We start from the raw sequence: 21,061 nt of genomic DNA, 5'->3' as shown, positions 1-21,061 counted from the left end.
CACCATGGCCACCACCCCCCGCGACCACGGCGATCCCGGCGACGCCCCGTCCGTCCCGGCACCCCTCGTCGAGCCGACGAACCCCGTGCGCCCCAGCGCTGCCGAGGAGGCGCGGACCATCGCGGCCTCCACGAACACCGCGACCCTGGCGAGCCTGACGAGCCACGGCGATCCGTGGGCGTCGTACGTGACGTTCGGTCTGCTGGGCGGCGATCCGGTGCTGTGCGTCTCGCACATGGCCGAGCACGGCCGCAATCTGGCCGGCGATCCCCGGGCGAGCCTCGCCGTGGTGGCACCGACTCGCGATTCGGATCCGCTGGCGGGTAGTCGGATCACGCTGGCCGGTCGGGTCGAGAAGCCCACCGGGGACGTCCACGATGCGGCGCGTGCGGCCCACCTGAACGCCGTGCCCGCGGCGAAGTACTACGTCGACTACAGCGACTTCACCCTGTGGATCCTGCGGGTGGAGCGCGTGCGGTGGGTCGGCGGCTACGGCCGGATGGACTCCGCCACCGGTGCGGACTACGCGGCGGCACTGCCGGATCCGGTCGCGCCGCGCTCGGCGCCGGCCGTCGAGCACCTCAACGACGACCACGCGGAATCACTCGTCGCGATGGCCCGCGCGTTCGGTGGGTTCCCCGACGCGACCAGCGCGACATGCACCGCCGCCGACCGCTACGGCCTCGACCTCAAGGTGACCACCCCGCGCGGGATCGCCTACACCCGCGTCGGATACGCCGCGCCGATCGACGGCATCGACGACCTCCGAGCCGCCACCGTCGACCTCGCCCGTCGCGCCCGCGACACCTCGGCCTGACCGACACCCACCCGTCGACTGGGCGGTTCCGGACGTTCGTTGGGCGATAGGAGCCGTTCGTTGGGCGGTAGAAGCCGTTCGTTGGGCGGTAGGAGCCGTTCGTTGGGCGGTAGGGACCGTTCGTTGGGCGGTTGCGTGCTCCGCGATGTCGGGTAGTGCCCAGTCGACGTCTGGAGCCGCCCACTCGACGTCTGGAGCCGCCCACTCGACGGCTTCTGCCGCCCAACAAACGGGGGTGCGACCCGCGCGACCGGGCGACGGAGCGGCATGAGCGGCATGAGCGGCATGAGCGGTGGACCCTGTCAGAAACTGACCGTCGGCGGCGCCTGCTGTCCCTCGGGGGCCTTGTAGAACTCCCGACGACCCACCTTGGCGATCCCGGAGAAGAACATCCACGGGATGGTGGAGACGAGTGTGTTCAGGGTGCTGACCGCATCGTTGTAGTACTGCCGGGCGAACGAGATCTGGTTCTCGGTGTCGGCGAGTTGGCGCTGCAGGTCGAGGAATCCGCTGTCGGCCTTGAGGTCCGGGTACGCCTCGGCGACGGCCATCACGTCGACGAGCGCCTTCTGCAACTGCGCGTCGGCCGCCGCCTTCTCGGGGACCGCACCGCCCTGCGCCGCGGACGCCACGCGCGAACGCGCCTCGGTCACCGCCTCCAACACGCCCTTCTCATGTGACGCATAGCCTTTGACGGTGTTGACGAGGTTCGGGATCAGGTCGGCTCGACGGGTCAGCTGCACGTCGATGCCGCCGAGCGCCTCCTGGGCGCCGATGTCGGCCTTGCGCAACTTGTTGAAGCCGATGACACCGCCGATCACCAGGATCAGCACGACGACGACGATCACGATCACTGCGATCAGCATGGGAGATCTCCTCTCTCACCGGTTGTCACCACGAACCACCACCGCCACCACCGCCGCCTCCGCCACCGGAGAAGCCGCCGGAGAACCCGCCGCCCGAACTCGACGACGATCGCTGCGTCGCCTCGTACGAGGAGATCGCCGACGACACCGACGACGAGAAGTCCGACGTGAAGCCCGCGAACGTCCCCGCACCGTATCCGGCGTAGAAGGCCGGTCCGCCCGAGAACCAGCCCGGGGTCGGCGGGTCCTCGCCGACGGAGACGCGGTACTTCTCCGCCCACACGTCGGCGACGCCGAACGCGACCGCCAAGGGGATGTACTGCGTGTACAGCTCTCTGCGGCCACTGAAGTCGAACCGGGCCTCCGACGACGGCGTTCCGAGCACCCGTCGGAACCCGCCCACCTGCGACCACACGTCGCGGCCGGACTTGGTGCGGAAGGTGACCGCTCCGGGCTGCAGCACCGGCAGACTCAGGACCGCGAACACGGCGAACGGCAGGCCCACCATCGACATGTGCAGCGGGTTCCAGATGTAGACGACGCCCGCGACGACGGCCGCGAGAACCAGTGCCAGTCGCGCGCCCTGGGCGAGCCGCGCAGCCTGCAGCAGCCCCGACGACGTAGCCCACGAACCGAGAGCGCTGTCGAACCCGGACCGGACGTCCTTGAGCTCCCTTCCCGCGTCGACGTCGGAGGGGTCGGCGGTGAAGGTGCCCCCGGGACGCACACCCAGCGAGGTCACGACCTGCTGGGTGACGGTGTCCAGGGGTGTGGACGGACGTTCACTCCCCCGGATCGTCCAGCTGTCGCCCTCTTTCGCGATCGTCGCGGCGCCGCGCTCGCCCATCTCGAGGATCGTCGCGGCGAAGAGATCGTCGGAGGTGGTCTCGGTCATGACGAACGCACCCTGCGCGGGGCCGAGTCCGGCGGGCGGCGCGTACATGAGCGGGAACGCCGGTGCGGGTTCGTGGGTGGATCGCACGATGTAGACGGCACCGCCGGCCGCGATCAGCGCGAGCACCCCGACAACGACCGCCCACGGCACCGAGCGGCCGAAGACGTCGTCGAAGGCGACGGTCCACGGCAGCGTCACCCGATCGGGGGTCGGGACGTCGATACGCGTCTGGACCGTCACGGGCGTGTGGGGTTCCAGCTCACCGGTGGCGACGGTCAACGCGGTCCCGTCGGCCTGCGCGGTGCAGCCGGAGGTCGACGCGGTCCCGACGGCGCATCGGATGTCCTGCGGGGCGGCGGGGAGCTGCACGCGGATCTGACTGCGCGCGATGGGCATCTGCCACCCGCCGGGGATGACGTTCCAGTAGAACTGTGACCCGGCGGCGCCGTTCTCGGCGCGACCGAGCACCCCCGGGATGGTGTAGTCGATGACGTAGCGGTGTCGACCGCTGATCGTGGTGTCGGCGTCGCCGATCTTCGCCACGCGGTACTCGCCGTTCGACTGGGTGGTGACGTCGAGCCCGTCCGGCTGACCGTCCCGCGTGACCGAGATGTCCTCGGGGATCAGGCGGACGTGCGGGTCGGTCGGGTCGACGACGTCGAAGAAGCGGAAGATCCCGTGCCTGCTCACCGGGAAGTCCACGTCGAGAGTCTCGGTGGCCCGCAGACGACCGTCCGCGCTCACACGGAAGTCGGCGGTGTAGTCGGCGATCCGCGCGGTCTCCGTCGTCGGTGACCCCGAGTCGTCGCCGGCGCCGGTGAGCAGCGGGATGAACATCGCGCCCACGGCGACGAGCAGCCCCACCACCACGGTGATCGCTCGCCTCATGGGTCGGCAGCGTAGCCCAGTCCGGTCGGTTTGCCCGGGTTACGAGGGTCGGACGACACCTGACGCCCGATTTCGGTCCCGCCCGGCCCCTTTGCTACCGTGGTGGGGCTTCACCAGGGGCTATAGCGCAGTTGGTAGCGCGTCTCGTTCGCATCGAGAAGGTCGGGAGTTCGATTCTCCCTAGCTCCACCAGTATTCACCCAGTTCAGAGGCCCGTCCCCGTCGCGGGCAGGGCGTTTCCCCTCCGTGGACCACCCCACCAGAGCACCGACGACTGCCGTCGGTCACCCGTTGCGGTCGCGGTCCTCCGCGAGGATCGCGGTCAGCAGGCGCCACCGACGGTGGCGGTGCCGGAACACCAACCGGGCGAACAGGGCAGCTCCCAGACCGCGCGGGCCGTCGGCGACCTCGACCTCATCGGTGTACCGGCATCGCGTCGGCGAGATCGGTTCGAAGGTCAGACGGTGTCGCCAGACCTCGACAGGACCCCCGTGCTCCTCGGTGCGGATCTCGTGGTCGTCGAGGTGGACCACCCGGATCACGTGCGTCCAGCTGGGCAGCACACCCAGCCACAGCACCCGACCGCGCGCAGAGAATCCGGGAGTCACCGGGACATCCGCCGCGGGGGCCTCGCCCATCGAGAACGTGAGCACCGGCGCCAACACGAACTGCATCACACTCGGCACCGCCGCGAGTTCCCGCGCCCGGTGCGCCGACACCGGCAACTCGGTGGAACGGACGACCTTCACGGCGTGGGGACTTCCCCGAAGTCGCCGCGTGCCGCAGCGACGGTCTCGTGCGCAGCGAGGCGCGAAGTGGTGACCATGTCGAACTCCTGCATGTGTCGGCGATCCCCATCCCCGCACATACGTGCAAAGCAGGAGCCTAGCCGAGACCGATGGAGACAACGCAGACCGTTGCACTTCTGTGTAGAGCCTCGTGCACCGCGCAAGTGGCACAGTCGGCGAAAAGGTCGGCGAGCGCGGCCCTGCCGTCCGTCGTCAGCCGCCCGTCGGGCCGTACTTCGCCGTGGTGAACGGCGGGACCGTCGGCGCCTGGGTGAAATTCGGGGGTTCCGTCGCCTCGGACGGCACCGTGTACTCCGGGATGCTCGGCACGGTCACACCGGGAAGACCGGGCGCATCCCGATCCGACCCTCCTGCGATCACCGCGGCGATCCCTCCCGCGATCAGCACAGCGATCACCACCAGCGCGATGATCAGCGCCAATCGCCCGGAACTCGACGGTGGCAGCGGTCGCTGCGGGTGGTGACCGTACGGCGGCGGCTGTGTGGCGGCGGTCCACCGCAACCCATCCCACCAGCGCAGATTGCCCGACCCGGAGGGATCCGGGTGCCACCCGGGCGGGGGAAGCATCGTCATGGGCGGAACCGTAGCGGAATGTTCACAAAACAGAGTTGCGACAATCGCGGTTCGCGATCGTGAACTTGCGTACAGTCGATCATGGGTGCGGATGGGGTGTCCCCCCCAATCCCCATCCGTCCCACTCCGCGCATGACTGCGTGGAGATCTCTCCGGAGATACCGGCGGTTCCCTGTCTCCCCCGACCCGGGAGCCGCCGGCCCGGAGAGTCCTTCGCCGACATGGTTTCTGTCGGGTCGACGGCCGAGTCGGCCGGGTTGTCCGGTCGTGGTGGCACCATCGCAGGTGTGGTGGACAACCGGTGACGCAGGTCGTGGTGGTGGGCGCGGGGGTCGGTGGACTCTCGGCGGCTGTGCGCCTCGCCGCCCTGGGACATGACGTCACGGTGCTCGAGCACGCGGACGAACCCGGCGGCAAACTCGGCGTCATCCGTCGCGACGGCTTCGTCTTCGACACCGGCCCGTCGCTGGTGACGATCCCCGACATCCTCGAGGACCTGTTCGCCGCCACCGGCGTTCCCCTCCACGAGGTGCTCGATCTAGAGCGCCTTCCCGTGGCCGCGCGGTACCGCTTCCCCGACGGCACCCAGTTGGACATGCCGGGCCACCTCGCCGACATCCCCGCCGCACTCGACGCCGCCCTCGGACCCGGCCGGGGGGAGCAGTGGTCGTCGTTCCTGAGGCGCGCCGAACGCATGTGGGAGGCGTCCCGTGCGACGTTCCTGGAGAACCCGTTGACCGCAGAGGCGTTGCGCCGCAACCATCCACCGCTGCGCGATCTCCCGGCCATCGCGCCCCTGCGCAGCCTGCGCGGCATCGGTCGCGCACATCTCACCGACCCGCGGCTGCGGATGCTGCTGGACCGGTACGCCACCTACACCGGGTCCGACCCCCGCCGCGCGCCCGCCGCCCTGGCCACCGTCCCGTGGGCCGAGCAGGCCTACGGATCCTGGTATGTCCGTGGCGGTCTCGGGCAGATCGCGACTGCCCTGCAGGACAGGCTCCGCAGCCTGGGCGGCCGCATCGAGTTCGGTACCTCCGTCGGGGCGATCACCACTGAGCGCGGTCGGGCGAGCGGTGTGGCCCTCGTCGACGGCACGCACATCCCCGCCGACGTGGTCGTGGCCAACGCCGACGCCCGGTCGGTGTACGGCCATCTGTTGCGCACGCGATCGACGCGGCGGATGGCCCGCAGGGTGCTGCGGCCGACACCCTCGTTCTCCGGGTTCGTGCTGCTGCTCGCCCTCGACGATCCCCCGGCCGGCCACCCACACCACGAGGTGCTGTTCGCCGAGGACTACGACGCCGAGTTCGACGCACTGTTCGGCCGCAACGGCGGGCCGCGTCCGGTCGAGCGGCCGACGATCTACATCTCGGCACCCGACGACCCCTCCGTCGTCCCCGGACCGGGCACCGCCGCCTGGTTCGTCCTGGTGAACGCCCCGCGCCACGAGCCTGGCACCGGATTCGACTGGGACGCACCCGCACTGGCCGAGGACTACGCCGACCGTGTCCTCGAGCTGATGGCCGAACGGGGCGTCGACGTGCGCGACCGCATCCGGTGGCGCGAGATCCTGTCCCCCGCCGATCTCGAGCGCCGCACCCTCACCCCGGGTGGGTCGATCTACGGGTCCTCGTCGAACGGAGCGCGCGCCGCGTTCCTGCGCCCGCAGAACGCGTCCCCGGTTCCGGGTGTCTATCTGGTCGGCGGGTCGTCGCACCCCGGGGGTGGGCTCCCGTTGGTGATGTTGTCGGCGAAGATCGTCGCCGAGATCATCGGGCCCTGACGGGCCCCGGGCGGTCAGCTGTCCACGGCCCGGTGCAATCGCTGCGGCGCCCGACGACGCCAGGCGTCGACAAGCATGTCCCGCACCGGTTCGCCGATCGCGTCGTCGAGGGTCACCGCGACGGCCGACACCTTCTGTCCCCACAGGACGACGGTGCACCAGTCGAACTCGGCGACCGCCTCCTCGATCTGCTCCTGGGTGAGCATGATCCGTACGACACCGGACTCGGGCCGGGTGGCCACGATCGAGGTCCGGAAGCGCAGGGCCTCCATCCCGTGATGGTCTCCGACGGTGACCTCGGGCAGGTCGCCCGCGAGCGCGACGATGTCGTCCCAGGTGAGCACCGTGGCGGACCTACTGACCGACGACGCTTCGGTATTCGGGCTCCTCGCGCATCGTGCGGCGGTGCTGGAACGGCGGGAGATGGTCGAAGACCGGGTGCTCGTCGTCGATCTCCAGGACGACCGCGCCGGGCCGGCGCAGATGGAACGGGATCTCGTCGGCGAACGGGTCGCCGACGTCGTCGAAGTCACGCCGGCGCGGGGGACGACCGGCGCGGGTGACACGACGGCGACGGATCTGCTCCTCGATCCGTACGGTCCGACGGAGATAGGCGAGGTAGCCGACGAGCAGTGCGATCGTGACACCGGTTGCCACCCAGCCGATCCCACCCATCGCGATGCCCACACCGAGTCCGGCGAGCGACAGCACGGCGAGCATGAGGACAGTGCGCTGTCGTGCGCGGTATCGCTTCTCGCTGCGGCGCGTGTCGGCGGCGGGGTCGTATCCGCCTCGTCCGCGGCGGACGGGTTCGTCGTCGAACTCGTCGGCGTCCTCGAACTCCGCGCCCTCGAACTCCGCGTCCTCGTCGACTTCAGCGTCGTCGTCGTACTCCGCGTCCTCGTCGAGATCGTCGTCGTGCTCGAGGCCTTCGGTGTCCTCGGCATGGTCGAGGTCGGACTCGGCCTCGACGTCGTCCGCGTCGTCCTCCTCGTCCGGCACGGGCGTACCGGATCCGGTCGTAGCGGCGGTCGCGGTCGGGACGTCCTGACGGGGCTTGCCGAGGTGGATCGCGTCGAGGTCGACGACGGGCCCGTCAGACGAGTCGGACTCATCCCGGAGTGTCTCGTCGACGGATTCGGGGGCGTCCGACTCGGGAGTCTCGGCGACGGCGGTCGCGGCACGGGCGGACGCGCGCTCGCGCCGGGCGTCGACGTGGTCGTCGTCGGCGTTGAGGAGGTCCCCGGACCGGCGGTACTCACGCTCCGGCGCGACCCAGTCGGCGTCGTGGGGGTGACGGCCGACGGAGATGCGCCGGGTCGCCCGGGACATCGCCTTGCCGCCACGGTCGATGACGCGGGTCGCCAGCGTCGCCTGGGTCGGCTTGCGGACCTCGGGACGGCCTTTGATCAGCATCGGGACCAGGACGAACAGCCAGATGGCCACCAGACAGATCCACAGCACGGAGTTGGGCATGCGGGTGGCTCCTCCTCTCGGCGTCATCCCTGTGACCACACCAGTCACATCCGACTGTCAGAAGGTTAGTGCCGCGACAGGCCCCACCAGCGGAGACGCGCCGGGGCGAGGTGCGGGAGTTTCAGGCCGGGAACGCGGCCCGACCGCTGCGGACGATCGTCTCGGCGGCGGTGCCGGCGACCTCCTCCACGGTGAGGGCGAACAGCAGATGGTCCCGCCATCTGCGGTCGACGTCCATGTACCGCTCGAGCAGACCCTCGCGGCGGAACCCGACCTTCCGCAGCACGGCCTTCGATGCCTCGTTCGACGGTTGGACCGTCGCCTCCACGCGATGCAGACCGACCGGACCGAAGCAATGGTCGACGGCGAGGGCGACCGCAGCGGTGACGACCCCGTTGTTGGTGCGGCCGGCGTCGATCCAATAGCCCACCCAGGCGTTGCGCAGTGCACCCCGCTGGATGTTGCCGATGGTCAGCTGTCCCACGAACTCGCCGTCGACCTCGATGGCGAGGGGGATCATGGACCCGGACTTGGCCTCCCGACGCAGCACCGACAGCAGCGCCGGCCAGGCGGTCACGTGGTGGCGGTCGTTCCAGTCGCCCTCACCGGTCGGCTCCCACGGCATGAGGGTCGCCTGGTTCTTGATGCGCAGCGCACTCCACGCACGTCCGTCCCGCATCCGGACCCCGCGCAGCGTCACCGACCCACCGGGGGTGACCAGCGGCCCGAGTTTCGCGGGCCAGCCGGGATGCGGACCACCGCGCCTGTTCGCCGAACGCCGGAACACAGCCGAACTGTAGTACGCCGGATGACCGATTCGACGCTGCCGGTCGAGAACCCGCCGCGATCAGCCGCGTTGGGCGAGGAACAGGACGTCCACCTCGTCGCCGGTGCGCACCTCGTCGTCGTCGGGGTCGACCACGACGAGACAGTTCGCCTCCGCGAGTCCCGCCAGCAGGTGCGACGACCCGCTCTCCGACGACCCGATGACCTGCACCAGGTATTCGCCGGTCTGCTCGTCGCGCATCAACTGGCCGCGCAGGTATCCGCGGCGACCGCGCACCGAGGCGATCGGGCCGACGGTGCGGGCACGGATGACGCGTCGCATCGGTTTGCGTTTGCCCAATGCGATGCGGATGAGCGGGCGCACCATCACCTCGAAGGCGACCAGTGCACTGACCGGGTTCGACGGGAGCAGGAAGGTGGGGACCTCGTCGCGCCCGAGCTGTCCGAACCCCTGCACGGAGCCGGGATGCATGGCGATGCGGTCGATCTCGATGTCGCCCAACGGCGCGAGGGCGTCACGGATGTTGTCGGATCCGGTGCCGCCGAGCGGCGCGCAGATGACGACGATCTCGGAGCGGATGAGTTGCCCCTCCACGACGTCGCGCAGTTGCGACGCCTCACGGTTCGCGATGCCCACCCGGTTGACGTCGGCGCCGGCGTCGCGCGCGGCGGCGGCCAACGAGTAGCTGTTGACGTCGAAGACCTGGCCGGGGCCGGGTGTGCGGTCGATGTCGACCAGCTCACCGCCGACGGAGATCACCGACAGCCGCGGACGCGGGTGGACCAGGACACGGGTCCGTCCGACCGCGGCGAGCAGACCCACCTGGGCGGCGCCGATGATGGTGCCCGCCCGGACGGCGATGTCGCCGGGTTGGACGTCGTCGCCGACATGTCGGACGTAGTCACCGGTCTCGACGGCGTGACCGATCTTCACCTTCGACAGGCCGCCGTCGGTCCACCGCAGCGGCAGCACTGCGTCGGCGAGGGTCGGTAGCGGCGCACCGGTCTCGACCCGCACCGCCTGGCGCGGCTGCAGTCTCGTCGGGGTCCGCGACCCCGCGGAGACCTCGCCGACCACGGGCAGCACGACGACCACGTGGTCGCCGGGGGCGTTCTCGTCGTCGGAGGCGACGATCCCGGCCTCGGCGACATCGACACTGCGCACTGCGTATCCGTCGATGGCCGCCTGGTCGAAGCCGGGCAGAGGGTTCTCGGTGACGACCTCCTCGGCGCAGAGCAGTCCCTGCGCCTCGCTGATCGCCACCCGGACCGGACGCGGCGCGACCGCCGCCGCTGTCACCCGCGTCAACTGGTCCTCGACCGAGCGCATGTCGCCTCCCGCCTGCTCCCCTCGTCACCCGACACGTCGGGGACACACCGTATGGGGCTCGACGTTAGCCGTTGGCGGGGCCGGAACGGCTCATCAGGACTCCTGGGCGAGCCGCTCTACCAGGAACTCCCGCAGCTCCGGACCGATGTCGTCGCGGTCGAGTGCGAAGTCGACGGATGCCTTGAGGTATCCGCCGGGGTTGCCGAGGTCGTGGCGGGTCCCGTGGTGCACGACGACGTGCACCGGGTGTCCCTCGGAGATGAGCAGCGCGATGGCGTCGGTCAGCTGCAGCTCGCCGCCCGCTCCGGGCTCGATGCGCCGCAACGCGTCGAAGATGGCGCGGTCGAGGATGTAGCGGCCGGCGGCCGCGAGATTCGACGGCGCGTCCTGTCTCGCCGGCTTCTCGACCATCCCCGTCAGCCTCATGACGTTCGGGTTGTTCGCGTCCGGCAGCTCCTCGACCTCGAAGACGCCGTAGGCGCTGATCTTGTCCTCGGGAACCTCGATCGCGCACAGCACGGTCCCGCCGCGACGGGCACGTGTGCGCGCCATCACCTCCAGCACCCCACCGGGCAGCACCAGATCGTCGGGGAGCAGCACCGCGATGGCGTCCTCATCGTCCCGCAGCTCCGACTCGACGCACCCGACCGCGTGGCCGAGGCCCAGCGGCTTGTCCTGGACGACAGCCGCGACCTCCATCAGCGACGGCGCCTTGCGGACCTTGGCGAGCATCGACGCCTTGCCGCGCTTCTCCAGCGTCGACTCGAGCACCAGGTCCTCGACGAAGTGGGCGACGACACCGTCCTTGCCGGGCGAGGTGACGATCAGGAGTCGTTCTGCACCAGCCGATTTCGCCTCCTCGGCCACCAGCTCGATGCCCGGGGTGTCCACCACCGGGAGCAGCTCCTTGGGGACCGTCTTGGTGGCGGGGAGAAAGCGTGTGCCCAATCCGGCCGCCGGCACGATCGCCGTACGCGGGATCGGTGGCGTGTTGGGAACGCTCTCGTACTCGACGCCCTTGGGTCCCATGACCTACCTCTCACCTCACCTGTGCTCTTCGTCGGCGACCCTAGGCTCGATCCCCGACCGTCTCCTGTGAACCTATCGGGTGTCCGCTGTGCGCGCGGGCCGTGCGAGCACCGCGATCCGCGACCCGTCGACGTCCCAGGAGACCGTCGCCGGGTCCCGCCGGGCCCTCGCCAGCGCATCGTCGAGGAGCGCGACATCCGCGGCGGAGGCACGGTCGGCGACCGCCCCGACGAGACGTTCCAGGTGGCGGATCGCGTACCGCCCGGCGGACTCGTCGGAGGACGGACGGGCGGTCGTCACGAACTCGCGCTCGTCGGTGACCTGCCACCCGTTCTCCGCGACCACCCGGGCCCACCGCGAGCCGTGCAGCGGCATGGCCTCGCGCAGGCGCCGCCCGAGCACCTCGCCCGCGTGTGACTCCGCCCCGGCGGCGGGGTCGTCGTCGGCGAGGACGCGCACCGGTCGGGCGACCTCGACGACGCACAGGACACCGTCCTCGGTGGCGACGTCTCGCAGACCCCGCAGCACACTCGCGGCGTCGCGGACGTGGTGCAGGCTGTTCGACGCGAACAGCAGCCCCGCCGACAGTTCGTCGAGAGGCAGGCCGTCGTCGAGGTCGGCCGCGACGGTCCGCACGCGGTCGGCCACGCCGGCGGCGGCCGCCCGCTCGTCGATCGTGGGGAACCACGTGTCCTGCGCGTCGACCGCCGTGAGCCGAGCCCGCGACAGCCTCTGGGCGAGCCCGATGGTCGCCACCCCGTTCCCGGCCCCGAGGTCGACGACGGACGCCGCATCCGTGCCGGCGTGGGCGACCCAGTCGAGCAACTCGTCCCAGTGGCGTGTGAACGCCGCCGTCTCGACGTCGAGGTCGCCGAAGGACGCGGCGTGCCCGTGGGCGCTCGCATGACCGTGGTGATGTGCCATGGTCCGACCGTAGACGGCCTTTCGCACTATCAGCACATCGACGTGCCGAAACGGCACATCGCGAGACGCGCAGTCCGGGCCGCCGCAGACGACGACGCGGCGCGGAGAGGATCGCGATCCCACCTCGGGGTGGCGCCGGAACATCGGGCACGACCCCAACATCTGTTGTGTCAAGCGCGCCTTCGATGACGTTGAACGCCCAGTTCACGAGCCTGCAAACGGTACGATCGATGCGGGTCGCGGCGCCATCTGGGCCGCACGGTTCGAGAGGACTGACGTCGTCGATGCTCGATGCACACCTCGGCACCTCACTCACTCTCGACCAGGGTCTGTACCGGTTCCTCGACGGGCGACGGGCGTCCTCCATCCGCCGCTACGGAGCGTTGCTGACGATCCTCACCGGCCTGGCCGGACTGGCGGCGTGGCCGTATGCGCGGGGCGGAGCGTTCTCCTCGGCCGGCTGGACGGTCGCGGTCGTCGCGCTGTCCACGGTTCCGGCGGCGTGGCTGTGGTTCCGCGAACGACGGCGACGCCGGGCCGACCTGCTGTTCGTGGTGTACGCGAACATCGCGACGGCGATCGTGATGCTCCAGCTGTCCCCCGTGTTCGCGGCGATGCCGGGTGTGGTCCTGTTCGGCCCCATCGCGTTCGGATCGCTGTTCCTCGTCGGCCCGGGATGCTTCCTGCTGACCTCCGCCGTCGGGCTCGGCGTCCTGTGCGTCTTCGTCATCGGGTCCGTCGGTGAGGGCGAGTCGCCACTTCTGATCGCCTGCCGCGCACTGGTCGTCCTGACCGCGCTGGCCATGCCTGTCGGATACTGGCTGTACCAGCGCCTGCTCCTCCGCACGGTGACCGCCGTGCAGCGCGACCCGGTGACCGGCCTGTTCAACCGCGTCGGATTCGAGGTGGCGGCCGCCGCGGTCGACACCACAGGCTTCGCCGCACCGATCTTCGTCACGGCCTCGGTCCAGATGGACGGGGATGCGCTCCTCGCCGGGGAGACGACCGGCGGGGTCCCCGCCCGCGTCTTCGAGACCACGCAGCGGCTGACGCGCATCACCGCGCACGGCGGGTTCGTGGCACGCACATCGGCCACGGAGTTCCTCGTGGGCATCTGGGTCGACGGATGGGATGAGGCCTCGTCGACGGTGCAGACGATGCTCGCGGCACTCGACAGGCTGTCCGCGACACGGGAAGGGAATGCGCGCTGGGGATGTGTGGTGACCGCGCACACCCAGGACGGGTCACCCACCGCGAGCACAGCGTGGACGGTGCAGCGGTCGATCGCCGCCGCAGTCGCCCGCCGGCGTGATCCCGGGACCCATCCGCAGCAGGACGTCGGGCCCGAGATCACGTTCGACGATGTCCGCGCCGTGGTCGACGGCGCGGGACCGATGATCGTCTTCCAGCCCATCTGTCGCGCGCGTGACCCCGCCGTGCTCGGCTACGAGGCCCTGTCGCGTTTCCCCGGCCATCACGCCTCCCCGCAGGCGTGGTTCCGTGCCGCGGAGGAGCTCGGGCTGTCGGTCGCACTGGAGTCCGCGGCCATCGATCGCGCCCTCTGCGCGGCCCGGGACCTGCCGGCATCGGTCTTCGTCAGCGTGAACGCCTCACCTGCGACGTTGTTGTCCCACCGATGTCGCGAGATGCTCGTCGCCGCCGCGGCGACCCGCACCGTGGTGGTGGAGATCTCCGAGACCGCTCTCGTCGCCGACGACGACGAGCTGCAGACCACACTGCGCGCGCTGAGGGCCACGGGGATCCTCGTCGCGATGGACGACGTCGGCGCCGGCTACGCCGGCTTCCGGCAGCTCCTGGCGATCTCGCCCGACATGATCAAGGTCGACGCCGTCATCACCCGCGGCGTCGACACCGACCCCGCGCGGAAGGCGATCGCGCGCTCGATGGTGGAGTTCGCGCGGGTGACAGGTGCGAGCTGCGTCTTCGAGGGTGTCGAGACCCGGGCCGAGCTCGATGCGATCACCGTCTGCGGCGTCGAGATGGTCCAGGGATTCCTCCTGGGTCGTCCGGCGCAGATCACCGCCGAGGACGACCGCATCGGCGCACAGGCACCGGACACCGCGCCGGCCAGGTGGCCCCACCCCGGCATCGGCGGTCGGCTCGACGACGGCCGGTGACGCGATCACTGCCGCCCGCGGACTCCGTCCCGTCGGACGAGATGATGATCCCGTGAGCGATCCCGGTTCGGCGAAGAAGGCAGTGCGCTCAGACCTGATCCGTCGACGCGACGCGATGTCCGCCGACGACCGCATGCGGGTCGGTGCCGCGCTCGCGGGCCACCTCGCCGAGGCGCCGGTCGCTATCGGATCCGGAACCACCGTGTGCGCCTACGTGTCGATCGGCACCGAACCGTCGACCGGCCCCCTGCTCGACGCCCTGCGCGATGCGGGCGCGCGAGTCCTGCTCCCGATCAGCCTCCCCGGGAACCCGTCTCCGCTGGAGTGGGCCGCCGCCGACGGCCCCGACGGCCTCGCCCCGGGGCGTTTCGGACTGCTCGAACCCACCGGCGACCGGCTCGGACCCGCCGCCGTGCGCGAGGCCGACATCGTCTTCGTCCCCGCACTCGCCGTCGACACCCGCGGCGTCCGACTCGGTCGGGGCGCGGGCTTCTACGACCGCTCCCTCGTCGGCGCCGGCGGGGTCCTCGTCGCGGTGGTCCACGACGACGAGCTGCTCCCGACGGTCCCGGGCGACGCGCACGACGTCCCGATGCACTGGGCGCTGACCCCGCGCGCGGGGTTCCGCCGCCTGACGGGGTGACGGTCCGCCGTCTCCGGGTCGGCGCATGTCACCACGCGCACATCGTTCGCCTGTGACATTACCCACGCGTGCGGTAAGGATGTCTGATTTGCCGCTAGCGTTCGCTGCCATGACCACGATCCGCGTCACGCGGGAAGATGCCATCGGACGCGAAGCACAGTTGTCGTGGCTCCTCGCCGCGGTCGCGGGGATGATCGGCGCGGCAGCGTTCCTGGACTCCGACGGGTACTTCGTCACCTTCATGACCGGCAACACCGAGCGGGCGGTCCTACAGGGTTTCGACACGACGCGCGAGCGCGGCGTCATCGGGCCGGCCGCGCTGAACGCCGCGATCCTCATCCTGGCGTTCGTCCTCGGCGTCGCGGTGGCCATGTATCTGCGCCGCAAGCTGTGGAAGAACAACCCGCACGGGATCACCGTGCTCACCACCCTCGGCCTGTTCGTGGCCGGGATGACGGACCTCGCGCTCAACGGCTTCGACGAGAACGACGTCACGTACGTGCCGATCGTGATCGTCGCGTTCACGGTCGGGACGCTGAACACGGCGTTCGTGAAGAAGGGCGAGGTGTCCATCCCACTGAGCTACGTCACCGGGACGCTGGTGAAACTCGGGCAGGGGGTCGAACGCCACGTGACCGGCGGCGGGTCGATGTACGACTGGCTCGTGTACGCGCTGCTCTACGTCGGCTTCATCGCCGGCGCGGTCGTGGGCGGCGTGGTCGCCTCGATCATCGAGGGCGGGTACGTGCTCTTCGGGGCGTGCGGCCTGTGCGCCGTCGCGACGGTCCTCGGGTATCTCCACACCGATCGGCTCACGAGCCATGCGTGGCCTCCCGAGGCGTGATGTGCCCGTGCAGTCGGCCCGGCGTTGGCACTCGCGTCGGTCGAGTGCCAATTCGCGCGCTAGACTGTTCTGCGGTCCCGCTCGGGGCCCAGGTTCTTCCCTCCCGGAGGTGAGTCGGTGCCGACCTACTCGTATGCGTGCACGGAGTGCGACAACAAGTTCGACATCGTGCAGTCCTTCAGCGACGACTCCCTGACGGAGTGCCCGCGCTGCGGTGGCCGCCTGCGCAAACTGTTCAACTCGGTCGGCATCGTGTTCAAGGGCAGCGGCTTCTACCGCACCGACAGCCGCTCGGGCTCGACCGTCGGCAGCGACTCCGGATCGGACTCCTCGTCGAGTTCCGAGTCCTCGTCGTCGACCAGCGACAAGTCGTCGTCCAAGGACAAGTCCTCGAGCGACACGTCGTCGAGTTCCAGCAGTTCCTCGTCGAGCAGTTCGTCGTCGACGAGCAGCAGTTCCTCGTCGAGCACGTCGGCGAAGGCCTCCTGACCGTCCCCAGGTCGCGACACTCCACAGCCTGACCGGTTCGACGAGTCACGGCGCACTGCGCGGCGTCGGTCTCGCCGTACGGTCCGACCGTGACCGGCCGTCAACGCCCCCGCGACCTCCGTCTCGACCCGACAGTCATCGACCGGGTCCGTGTGGCCCTGCGTCCCGGATGGGCGCGATCGCTGGCCGTCCGCCGGATCCTCGCAGTGGTGCTGGTCGGCGCCGCCCTGACCTCGGCTCTCATCGCCCACCGCGGAACCCGTCTGGCGACGGTCATGGTCGCCGGACGGGATCTGGCTCCCGGTACCGAGCTCGCCGCCGCGGATCTGCGCGTCGCCGAGGTCGATCCGTCATCGGTACCGCCGGGCGCCCTGCGCATGACACGCGACGGGATCGGACGAACCGTCACCGGTCCGGTCCACGTCGGCGAGATCCTCACCGACTGGCGGCTGCTGAGCACCCGACTCCCCGCGCTGCTGGCGAAGGACCCCGCTGCGCGACTGGTCCCGGTGCGCCTCGCCGACGACGCCGTGATCGACCTGCTGCGCACCGGTGACGTGGTGGATGTGCTCACCGAATCCGATGACGAGTCCGCCGCAGGCGACGTCCCCGCCCGCCGCGCCAGTCGTCACGACGGGACCGTCCTGGTGCGGGGCGCCGTGGTGGCCGTCGTCCCGGCGCATCGCACGACACGCGACTCCCGGGCCCCGGTCGTGATGCTCGCCATGCGGGAGGCCGACGCCCACGCGGTCGCGGGGACGGCGCTGGCCGCGCCGGTCACCGTCGTCTTCCACTGAGCACCGTCACCGGGGTCCACGACGTCGACGGCTGAGGCGGGCTGCGGTGCCGGCTAGTCCGAGAGCGACGAACAGGATGAGGACCGAATGGGCGGGAAAGACGAACGCGGCGGGGACCGCGATCACGTAGACGCCCACGTCGAGTGACTGTTCGAGCGGTGGCGTCGCAGGCTGTGCGGTGTGCCGCCTGGCCTCGACGCGGATCAGCGCCAGTGCGATCATGGCGACGACGTTGACCGCGGCGTACACCGCGACCGCGACACCACCCGCGTCGCCGTGTCGCCCCAGAAGGGCAGCGGCGAAGGGCATCGTGCACACGGCGAGCAGCAGCAGGGTCGTGGAGCGGACCATGCGAGGAGTGCAGGTCGAGACATCACGCATGACTGCGTGATGCCGTCTCCAGTAACTGGCGATGACGTAGAAGCTGATGAGGAAGGAGCCGTAGCGGGGCCATTCGTCCCCGAGTGCACTGAGCACGGCGTGCGTGGACGCGTCGTCAGCGAGATCGGGCAGCTTCACATCGATGATGAGCAGCGTCATCGCGATGGCGAACACTCCGTCGGTGAGCGCGAACAATCGCCCGAGAAATCGTTCGTCATCCAGCGACTCGCCTGTCCACGGTCCTTCGTCCGTCACCCCGCAGGTCTATCAGACCACCGTCGGTGGAGGCGTCGCTAAGATCACCGGACACAGTCACACCGGCGAGGAGGACACATGCTCAGGGGCTTCAAGGATTTCCTCATGCGGGGGAACGTCATCGACCTCGCGGTCGCGGTGGTCATCGGTGCCGCGTTCAGTGCGATCGTGAAAGCGTTCACCGACAACATCATCCAACCGCTGATCAACTCGATCGGCAGCCCCGATCAGGCGCAGGGCCTGGGCTTCCTCATCCGCAGCGGCAAAGACAACACGTTCATGGATTTCGGGTCGTTGATCACCGCAGCGATCAACTTCGTCATCATCGCCGCCGTCGTCTACTTCGTGATCGTCATGCCGTTCGAGAAGATCAAGGCGCTCAGCGCGAAGAAGGGCGACGACGCCGCGGCCCTGACCGAGGCCGAACTGCTCACCGAGATCCGCGATCTCATCGCCTCGCAGCAGTCCGGCGGCACCGGGACCGCGGGCGCCACGACGCCGACGACCACCACCCCCGACGGTCCTGGTCGACACGAGGCCTGAGGGCGGGAGCGGCCTCCGACCGGATCGGTGAACCCGGCATCTCCGGCACCCGTTCCTGGACAGGGTGGGCCTTCACCGGGGAGGGTCGGCGGCATGGAGTTGTACGAAACCTTCACGCAACACAGTGCAGATCCGACCGACATCGACGTGTACCCGACCCGATCCGGCCACCGCTGGGGCATCGAGCCCCGCCCCCACCCCGTCGTCTGGGCCGGTACCGAGGCGTCGGGCCCGCTCAGTTCCGACGAGCTCCGCGACTACGAGGCACAGGGCTTCCACACGTCGGAGGCGGTCCTCGACGACGACGACATCCGTGCCTGTCTCGACGACGTCGACGCGGCGACGACGCGCCTCGGCGACGACGACCGTGTGGTGCGCGAGCCGGGGGGCGACGTGCGGTCACTGTTCGACGTGGCCTCCCTCAGCGATCGCGTCGCCGACATCTGCTCTCGCGACAGCGTGGTCGGCGTGGCGCGGCAGATCCTGGACGACGACGTCTACATCCACCAGAGTCGTATCAACCTCAAGCCCGGCTTCGCCGGAGGACCCTTCTACTGGCACTCCGATTTCGAGACATGGCATGCCGAAGACGGCATGCCGGTGCCACGCGCGTTGAGTGTGTCGCTGGCGCTGACGCCGAATCTCGACACGAACGGCCCGCTGATGATCGTCCCGGGGTCGCATCGTGACTTCATCTCGTGTGTCGCGCAGACGCCCGACCAGTACCACCGGGAATCCCTGGTGTCCTACCGCCCGCCCGTCGGCACGCCGGAAGAGGACGACGTCACCGAGCTCGTCGACCGCCACGGCATCGAGACGATCACCGGGCCGGCCGGTTCTGCCGTCCATTTCGACAGCAACTGTCTGCACGCATCGGCGGGCAACATCACGCCGCGACCGCGCAGCAACCTGTTCATCGTGTTCAACGCGGTGTCGAACGCACTCCGCGAGCCGTATGCGGCGGAGCGGCCTCGACCCCGCCATCTCGCGATGCGCTGACCGCGGCGCGGGAGCGGCGGGCCGGCCGTCTCACAGGTCGATACAGACGACGGTGGCGTCGTCGGCGGGGCCGTCGGGGCCGGTGCGGTCGAGCAGGTCGATCCCCATCTCGCGCACCACCTCGTCGACCGAGGACGACCGGGCGCGGCCCATCATGACCTCGGCACGCCGCCCCGTGGCGGTGTTCGCCCCGAACCCGTCACCGAGCACGGCGATCCGCTCCCCTGCCCCGAAATGCAGTGTGCTCGCGACATAGTCGGCCTCGCCGGTCAATCCGGCGGGGTCGCATCGCGTGACGCTCACGCGGAGAACCGATTCGGCGTGGTGCACGAGGTCGATACCGCCGGTGGTGGCGACCACCGCGCACGTCCGGGTCACACAGTCGATCCGCAGGAGCAGGAACTCGACGGTGGCCTCCCCGCGGAAGTGACCGAAGACGGCCTCGTCGAGCAGGTGCGCCTGCTCGGCGAGGTCCCGCCCCTGCGCCCGGGCGTGCCGCACGGCGCCCAGCGCGAGCCCGGTGACCAGCGGCGCCGAGTAACGGTTGACGTTCGAGTCAAACACCGCGACGTCGAAGAACGGGGCGTCGTGGTCGTCGGCGATCAACTCGATGTCATAGGAGTCGGTGCAGCTGTTGTACGCCGGCTCGATTCGTGCGGCCATGGTGATGTCGTACGCAGCGGCACGTGGGGGTCCGAGTTGCCGGGACTGGATCTCCGCCCCCACCGTCCACGACCGTGACCGTGAGACCAGCTCGGTCAGCCGTGAGGCCGCCTTCGGGCCGGCAAGGTGAGGTGCCGCGATGGTGGCGGCGGCGATCGCCTGTGCTCGCATCGTCGGTGCGTCGACGCCGGCGCCGCTCGGTGTGACGCTGAGGACTCCCACTCGATGGGTGACCGTCGTGATCGGGACGTGCAGTGTCCCCGACCCGTCGGGGTCGACCTCGACTTCCCCGGATCGGAACGCCTCACCCGGCAGACTGCGATCGACCGTCTCGTCGCTCGTCATGTCCCCGTCAGAGGCGGACACGGGCGCGTCGGACGGACGGGCGTGGGCGACGGTGTTGAGGTTCCTCCCGTCATGGGTGGCCACCCGCAGCGCCACCTCGGCGTCGAATGTGGTGGCCGCCATGGTCACCAGCGTGTGCGGAACGCGGTCGGGAGACGACTCCGACAGCGCTCGACCCAGCTGCCACGCGAACTGCGACAGTTCCCCGGACGCCGAGGTCTCGTCGGCGGCAGCTCGACGTGCACCGCCGGCGGTCGCCTTCTCGACGCCCGCCGCCGCGTGCATCGAACCGATCACCGCGCGGACGTCCGCGTCGTCGAGTTCCGCCAGCAGTTCCGACCAGATGCCCACGCGTGCCGCGTCCCATCGCGCGGCCACCGCATCCCCGAGAGAGGACAGCGTCACCGAGAGCTCGCGGCGGTTGTCCGCGGCCGGATCACGCGAGGCGAGGCCCAGCGCCTGGAGTCGGTCCACCCACCTGCTCGCCGTCGACACGGCCACGCCTGCGTGCTCGGCGATCGCCGACACCGTCACACGCCCCGACCGGTGGATCAGGTCGACGACACCGAGCTGGGTGAAGGTGAGCTGCCGCGCCACCTCGCCGGCGGCCTCGACATGCCTGTCGATCACCGCCGACGACACGTCGACCAACGCCGCACGGGTGCTGTCGTCCATCGCTACGACGTGGGACGAGCGGGTGTCGACGGAAAAGCCCTGCGGCCGAACATCTGCCCAGCCTGCCACAGCGCGCCGGCAACGAAACGGCGGACGGCGCAGCCCGCGGC

At 70.1% G+C, this 21,061-nt stretch carries 21 protein-coding genes and 1 tRNA gene; 10 read left to right on the top strand and 12 right to left on the bottom strand.

Features of this window, described 5'->3' with window-relative positions; all coding sequences use genetic code 11:
• Positions 1-4: 4 nt before the first annotated feature.
• A complete protein-coding gene (locus tag ACXVUM_RS14210; protein ID WP_458522422.1) occupies positions 5-817 on the top strand; it encodes a HugZ family pyridoxamine 5'-phosphate oxidase in 813 nt (270 codons plus the stop codon).
• Between the two features lie 302 nt (positions 818-1,119).
• On the opposite strand, the gene ACXVUM_RS14205 is transcribed toward ACXVUM_RS14210, so the two are convergent.
• A complete protein-coding gene (locus ACXVUM_RS14205) occupies positions 1,120-1,683 on the bottom strand; it encodes a LemA family protein (RefSeq protein WP_458522421.1) in 564 nt (187 codons plus the stop codon).
• Positions 1,684-1,708: 25 nt separating this feature from the next.
• Positions 1,709-3,466, bottom strand: coding sequence for a DUF2207 domain-containing protein (locus ACXVUM_RS14200; RefSeq protein WP_458522420.1), 1,758 nt, complete (start codon positions 3,464-3,466; stop codon positions 1,709-1,711).
• 116 nt (positions 3,467-3,582) lie between these two features.
• On the opposite strand from ACXVUM_RS14200, the gene ACXVUM_RS14195 reads away from it, so the two are divergent.
• A tRNA-Ala gene (locus tag ACXVUM_RS14195) sits at positions 3,583-3,658 on the top strand.
• Between the two features lie 92 nt (positions 3,659-3,750).
• On the opposite strand, the gene ACXVUM_RS14190 is transcribed toward ACXVUM_RS14195, so the two are convergent.
• Positions 3,751-4,215, bottom strand: coding sequence for a hypothetical protein (locus tag ACXVUM_RS14190; protein ID WP_458522419.1), 465 nt, complete (start codon positions 4,213-4,215; stop codon positions 3,751-3,753).
• Between the two features lie 252 nt (positions 4,216-4,467).
• Positions 4,468-4,848, bottom strand: a complete 381-nt coding sequence (locus tag ACXVUM_RS14185; protein ID WP_458522418.1) for a DUF2510 domain-containing protein — start codon at positions 4,846-4,848, stop codon at positions 4,468-4,470.
• 301 nt (positions 4,849-5,149) lie between these two features.
• On the opposite strand from ACXVUM_RS14185, the gene ACXVUM_RS14180 reads away from it, so the two are divergent.
• Complete coding sequence (locus ACXVUM_RS14180) at positions 5,150-6,634, top strand: phytoene desaturase family protein (RefSeq protein WP_458522417.1); 1,485 nt, start codon at positions 5,150-5,152, stop codon at positions 6,632-6,634.
• 14 nt (positions 6,635-6,648) lie between these two features.
• Here ACXVUM_RS14180 and ACXVUM_RS14175 read toward each other — a convergent pair whose 3' ends face one another.
• From ACXVUM_RS14175 to ACXVUM_RS14150, 6 genes are all read right to left on the bottom strand, one after another.
• Positions 6,649-6,978, bottom strand: coding sequence for a hypothetical protein (locus ACXVUM_RS14175; RefSeq protein ID WP_458522416.1), 330 nt, complete (start codon positions 6,976-6,978; stop codon positions 6,649-6,651).
• 10 nt (positions 6,979-6,988) lie between these two features.
• Positions 6,989-8,110 carry a divisome protein SepX/GlpR gene (gene sepX / locus ACXVUM_RS14170; RefSeq protein WP_458522415.1) on the bottom strand — a complete coding sequence of 374 codons (1,122 nt, stop codon included), beginning with the start codon at positions 8,108-8,110 and terminating at the stop codon, positions 6,989-6,991.
• Positions 8,111-8,231: 121 nt separating this feature from the next.
• On the bottom strand, positions 8,232-8,897 hold the full coding sequence (locus ACXVUM_RS14165; RefSeq protein WP_458522414.1) for a GNAT family N-acetyltransferase: 666 nt from the start codon (positions 8,895-8,897) through the stop codon (positions 8,232-8,234).
• Between the two features lie 60 nt (positions 8,898-8,957).
• Positions 8,958-10,226, bottom strand: coding sequence for a molybdotransferase-like divisome protein Glp (glp, locus tag ACXVUM_RS14160; protein ID WP_458522413.1), 1,269 nt, complete (start codon positions 10,224-10,226; stop codon positions 8,958-8,960).
• Positions 10,227-10,319: 93 nt separating this feature from the next.
• A complete protein-coding gene (locus ACXVUM_RS14155) occupies positions 10,320-11,255 on the bottom strand; it encodes a UTP--glucose-1-phosphate uridylyltransferase (protein WP_458522412.1) in 936 nt (311 codons plus the stop codon).
• Positions 11,256-11,327: 72 nt separating this feature from the next.
• Positions 11,328-12,179, bottom strand: coding sequence for a class I SAM-dependent methyltransferase (locus ACXVUM_RS14150; protein ID WP_458522411.1), 852 nt, complete (start codon positions 12,177-12,179; stop codon positions 11,328-11,330).
• A 284-nt stretch (positions 12,180-12,463) separates the two neighbouring features.
• Between ACXVUM_RS14150 and ACXVUM_RS14145 the strand changes: the two genes are divergently transcribed.
• From ACXVUM_RS14145 to ACXVUM_RS14125, 5 genes are all read left to right on the top strand, one after another.
• Positions 12,464-14,317, top strand: a complete 1,854-nt coding sequence (locus ACXVUM_RS14145; RefSeq protein WP_458522410.1) for an EAL domain-containing protein — start codon at positions 12,464-12,466, stop codon at positions 14,315-14,317.
• Between the two features lie 52 nt (positions 14,318-14,369).
• Positions 14,370-14,960 (top strand): 5-formyltetrahydrofolate cyclo-ligase, encoded by a 591-nt coding sequence (locus tag ACXVUM_RS14140; RefSeq protein WP_458522409.1) that lies wholly within the window; start codon positions 14,370-14,372, stop codon positions 14,958-14,960.
• A gap of 109 nt (positions 14,961-15,069) precedes the next feature.
• Positions 15,070-15,804 carry a YoaK family protein gene (locus ACXVUM_RS14135; RefSeq protein WP_458522408.1) on the top strand — a complete coding sequence of 245 codons (735 nt, stop codon included), beginning with the start codon at positions 15,070-15,072 and terminating at the stop codon, positions 15,802-15,804.
• Positions 15,805-15,921: 117 nt separating this feature from the next.
• Positions 15,922-16,293, top strand: a complete 372-nt coding sequence (locus ACXVUM_RS14130) for an FmdB family zinc ribbon protein (protein WP_458522407.1) — start codon at positions 15,922-15,924, stop codon at positions 16,291-16,293.
• 89 nt (positions 16,294-16,382) lie between these two features.
• Positions 16,383-17,090: an SAF domain-containing protein gene (locus ACXVUM_RS14125; protein WP_458522406.1), complete on the top strand. Its 708-nt coding sequence runs from the start codon at positions 16,383-16,385 to the stop codon at positions 17,088-17,090.
• A 6-nt stretch (positions 17,091-17,096) separates the two neighbouring features.
• Here ACXVUM_RS14125 and ACXVUM_RS14120 read toward each other — a convergent pair whose 3' ends face one another.
• Positions 17,097-17,726 carry a TMEM175 family protein gene (locus ACXVUM_RS14120; protein WP_458522405.1) on the bottom strand — a complete coding sequence of 210 codons (630 nt, stop codon included), beginning with the start codon at positions 17,724-17,726 and terminating at the stop codon, positions 17,097-17,099.
• A 78-nt stretch (positions 17,727-17,804) separates the two neighbouring features.
• Here ACXVUM_RS14120 and mscL point away from each other — a divergent pair, with 78 nt between their 5' ends.
• Entirely contained in the window at positions 17,805-18,269 is a 465-nt protein-coding gene (mscL, locus tag ACXVUM_RS14115) for a large-conductance mechanosensitive channel protein MscL (RefSeq protein ID WP_458522404.1), read from the top strand.
• Between the two features lie 93 nt (positions 18,270-18,362).
• Positions 18,363-19,268, top strand: a complete 906-nt coding sequence (gene thpD, locus ACXVUM_RS14110) for an ectoine hydroxylase (protein ID WP_458522403.1) — start codon at positions 18,363-18,365, stop codon at positions 19,266-19,268.
• 30 nt (positions 19,269-19,298) lie between these two features.
• Here the strand turns inward: thpD and ACXVUM_RS14105 are convergent, their stop codons facing one another.
• Positions 19,299-20,951, bottom strand: coding sequence for a SpoIIE family protein phosphatase (locus ACXVUM_RS14105; RefSeq protein ID WP_458522402.1), 1,653 nt, complete (start codon positions 20,949-20,951; stop codon positions 19,299-19,301).
• Positions 20,952-21,061: the final 110 nt, after the last annotated feature.

It is taken from the genome of Williamsia sp. SKLECPSW1 (assembly GCF_054332755.1).
This window is presented reverse-complemented; position numbering and strand designations above follow the sequence as displayed.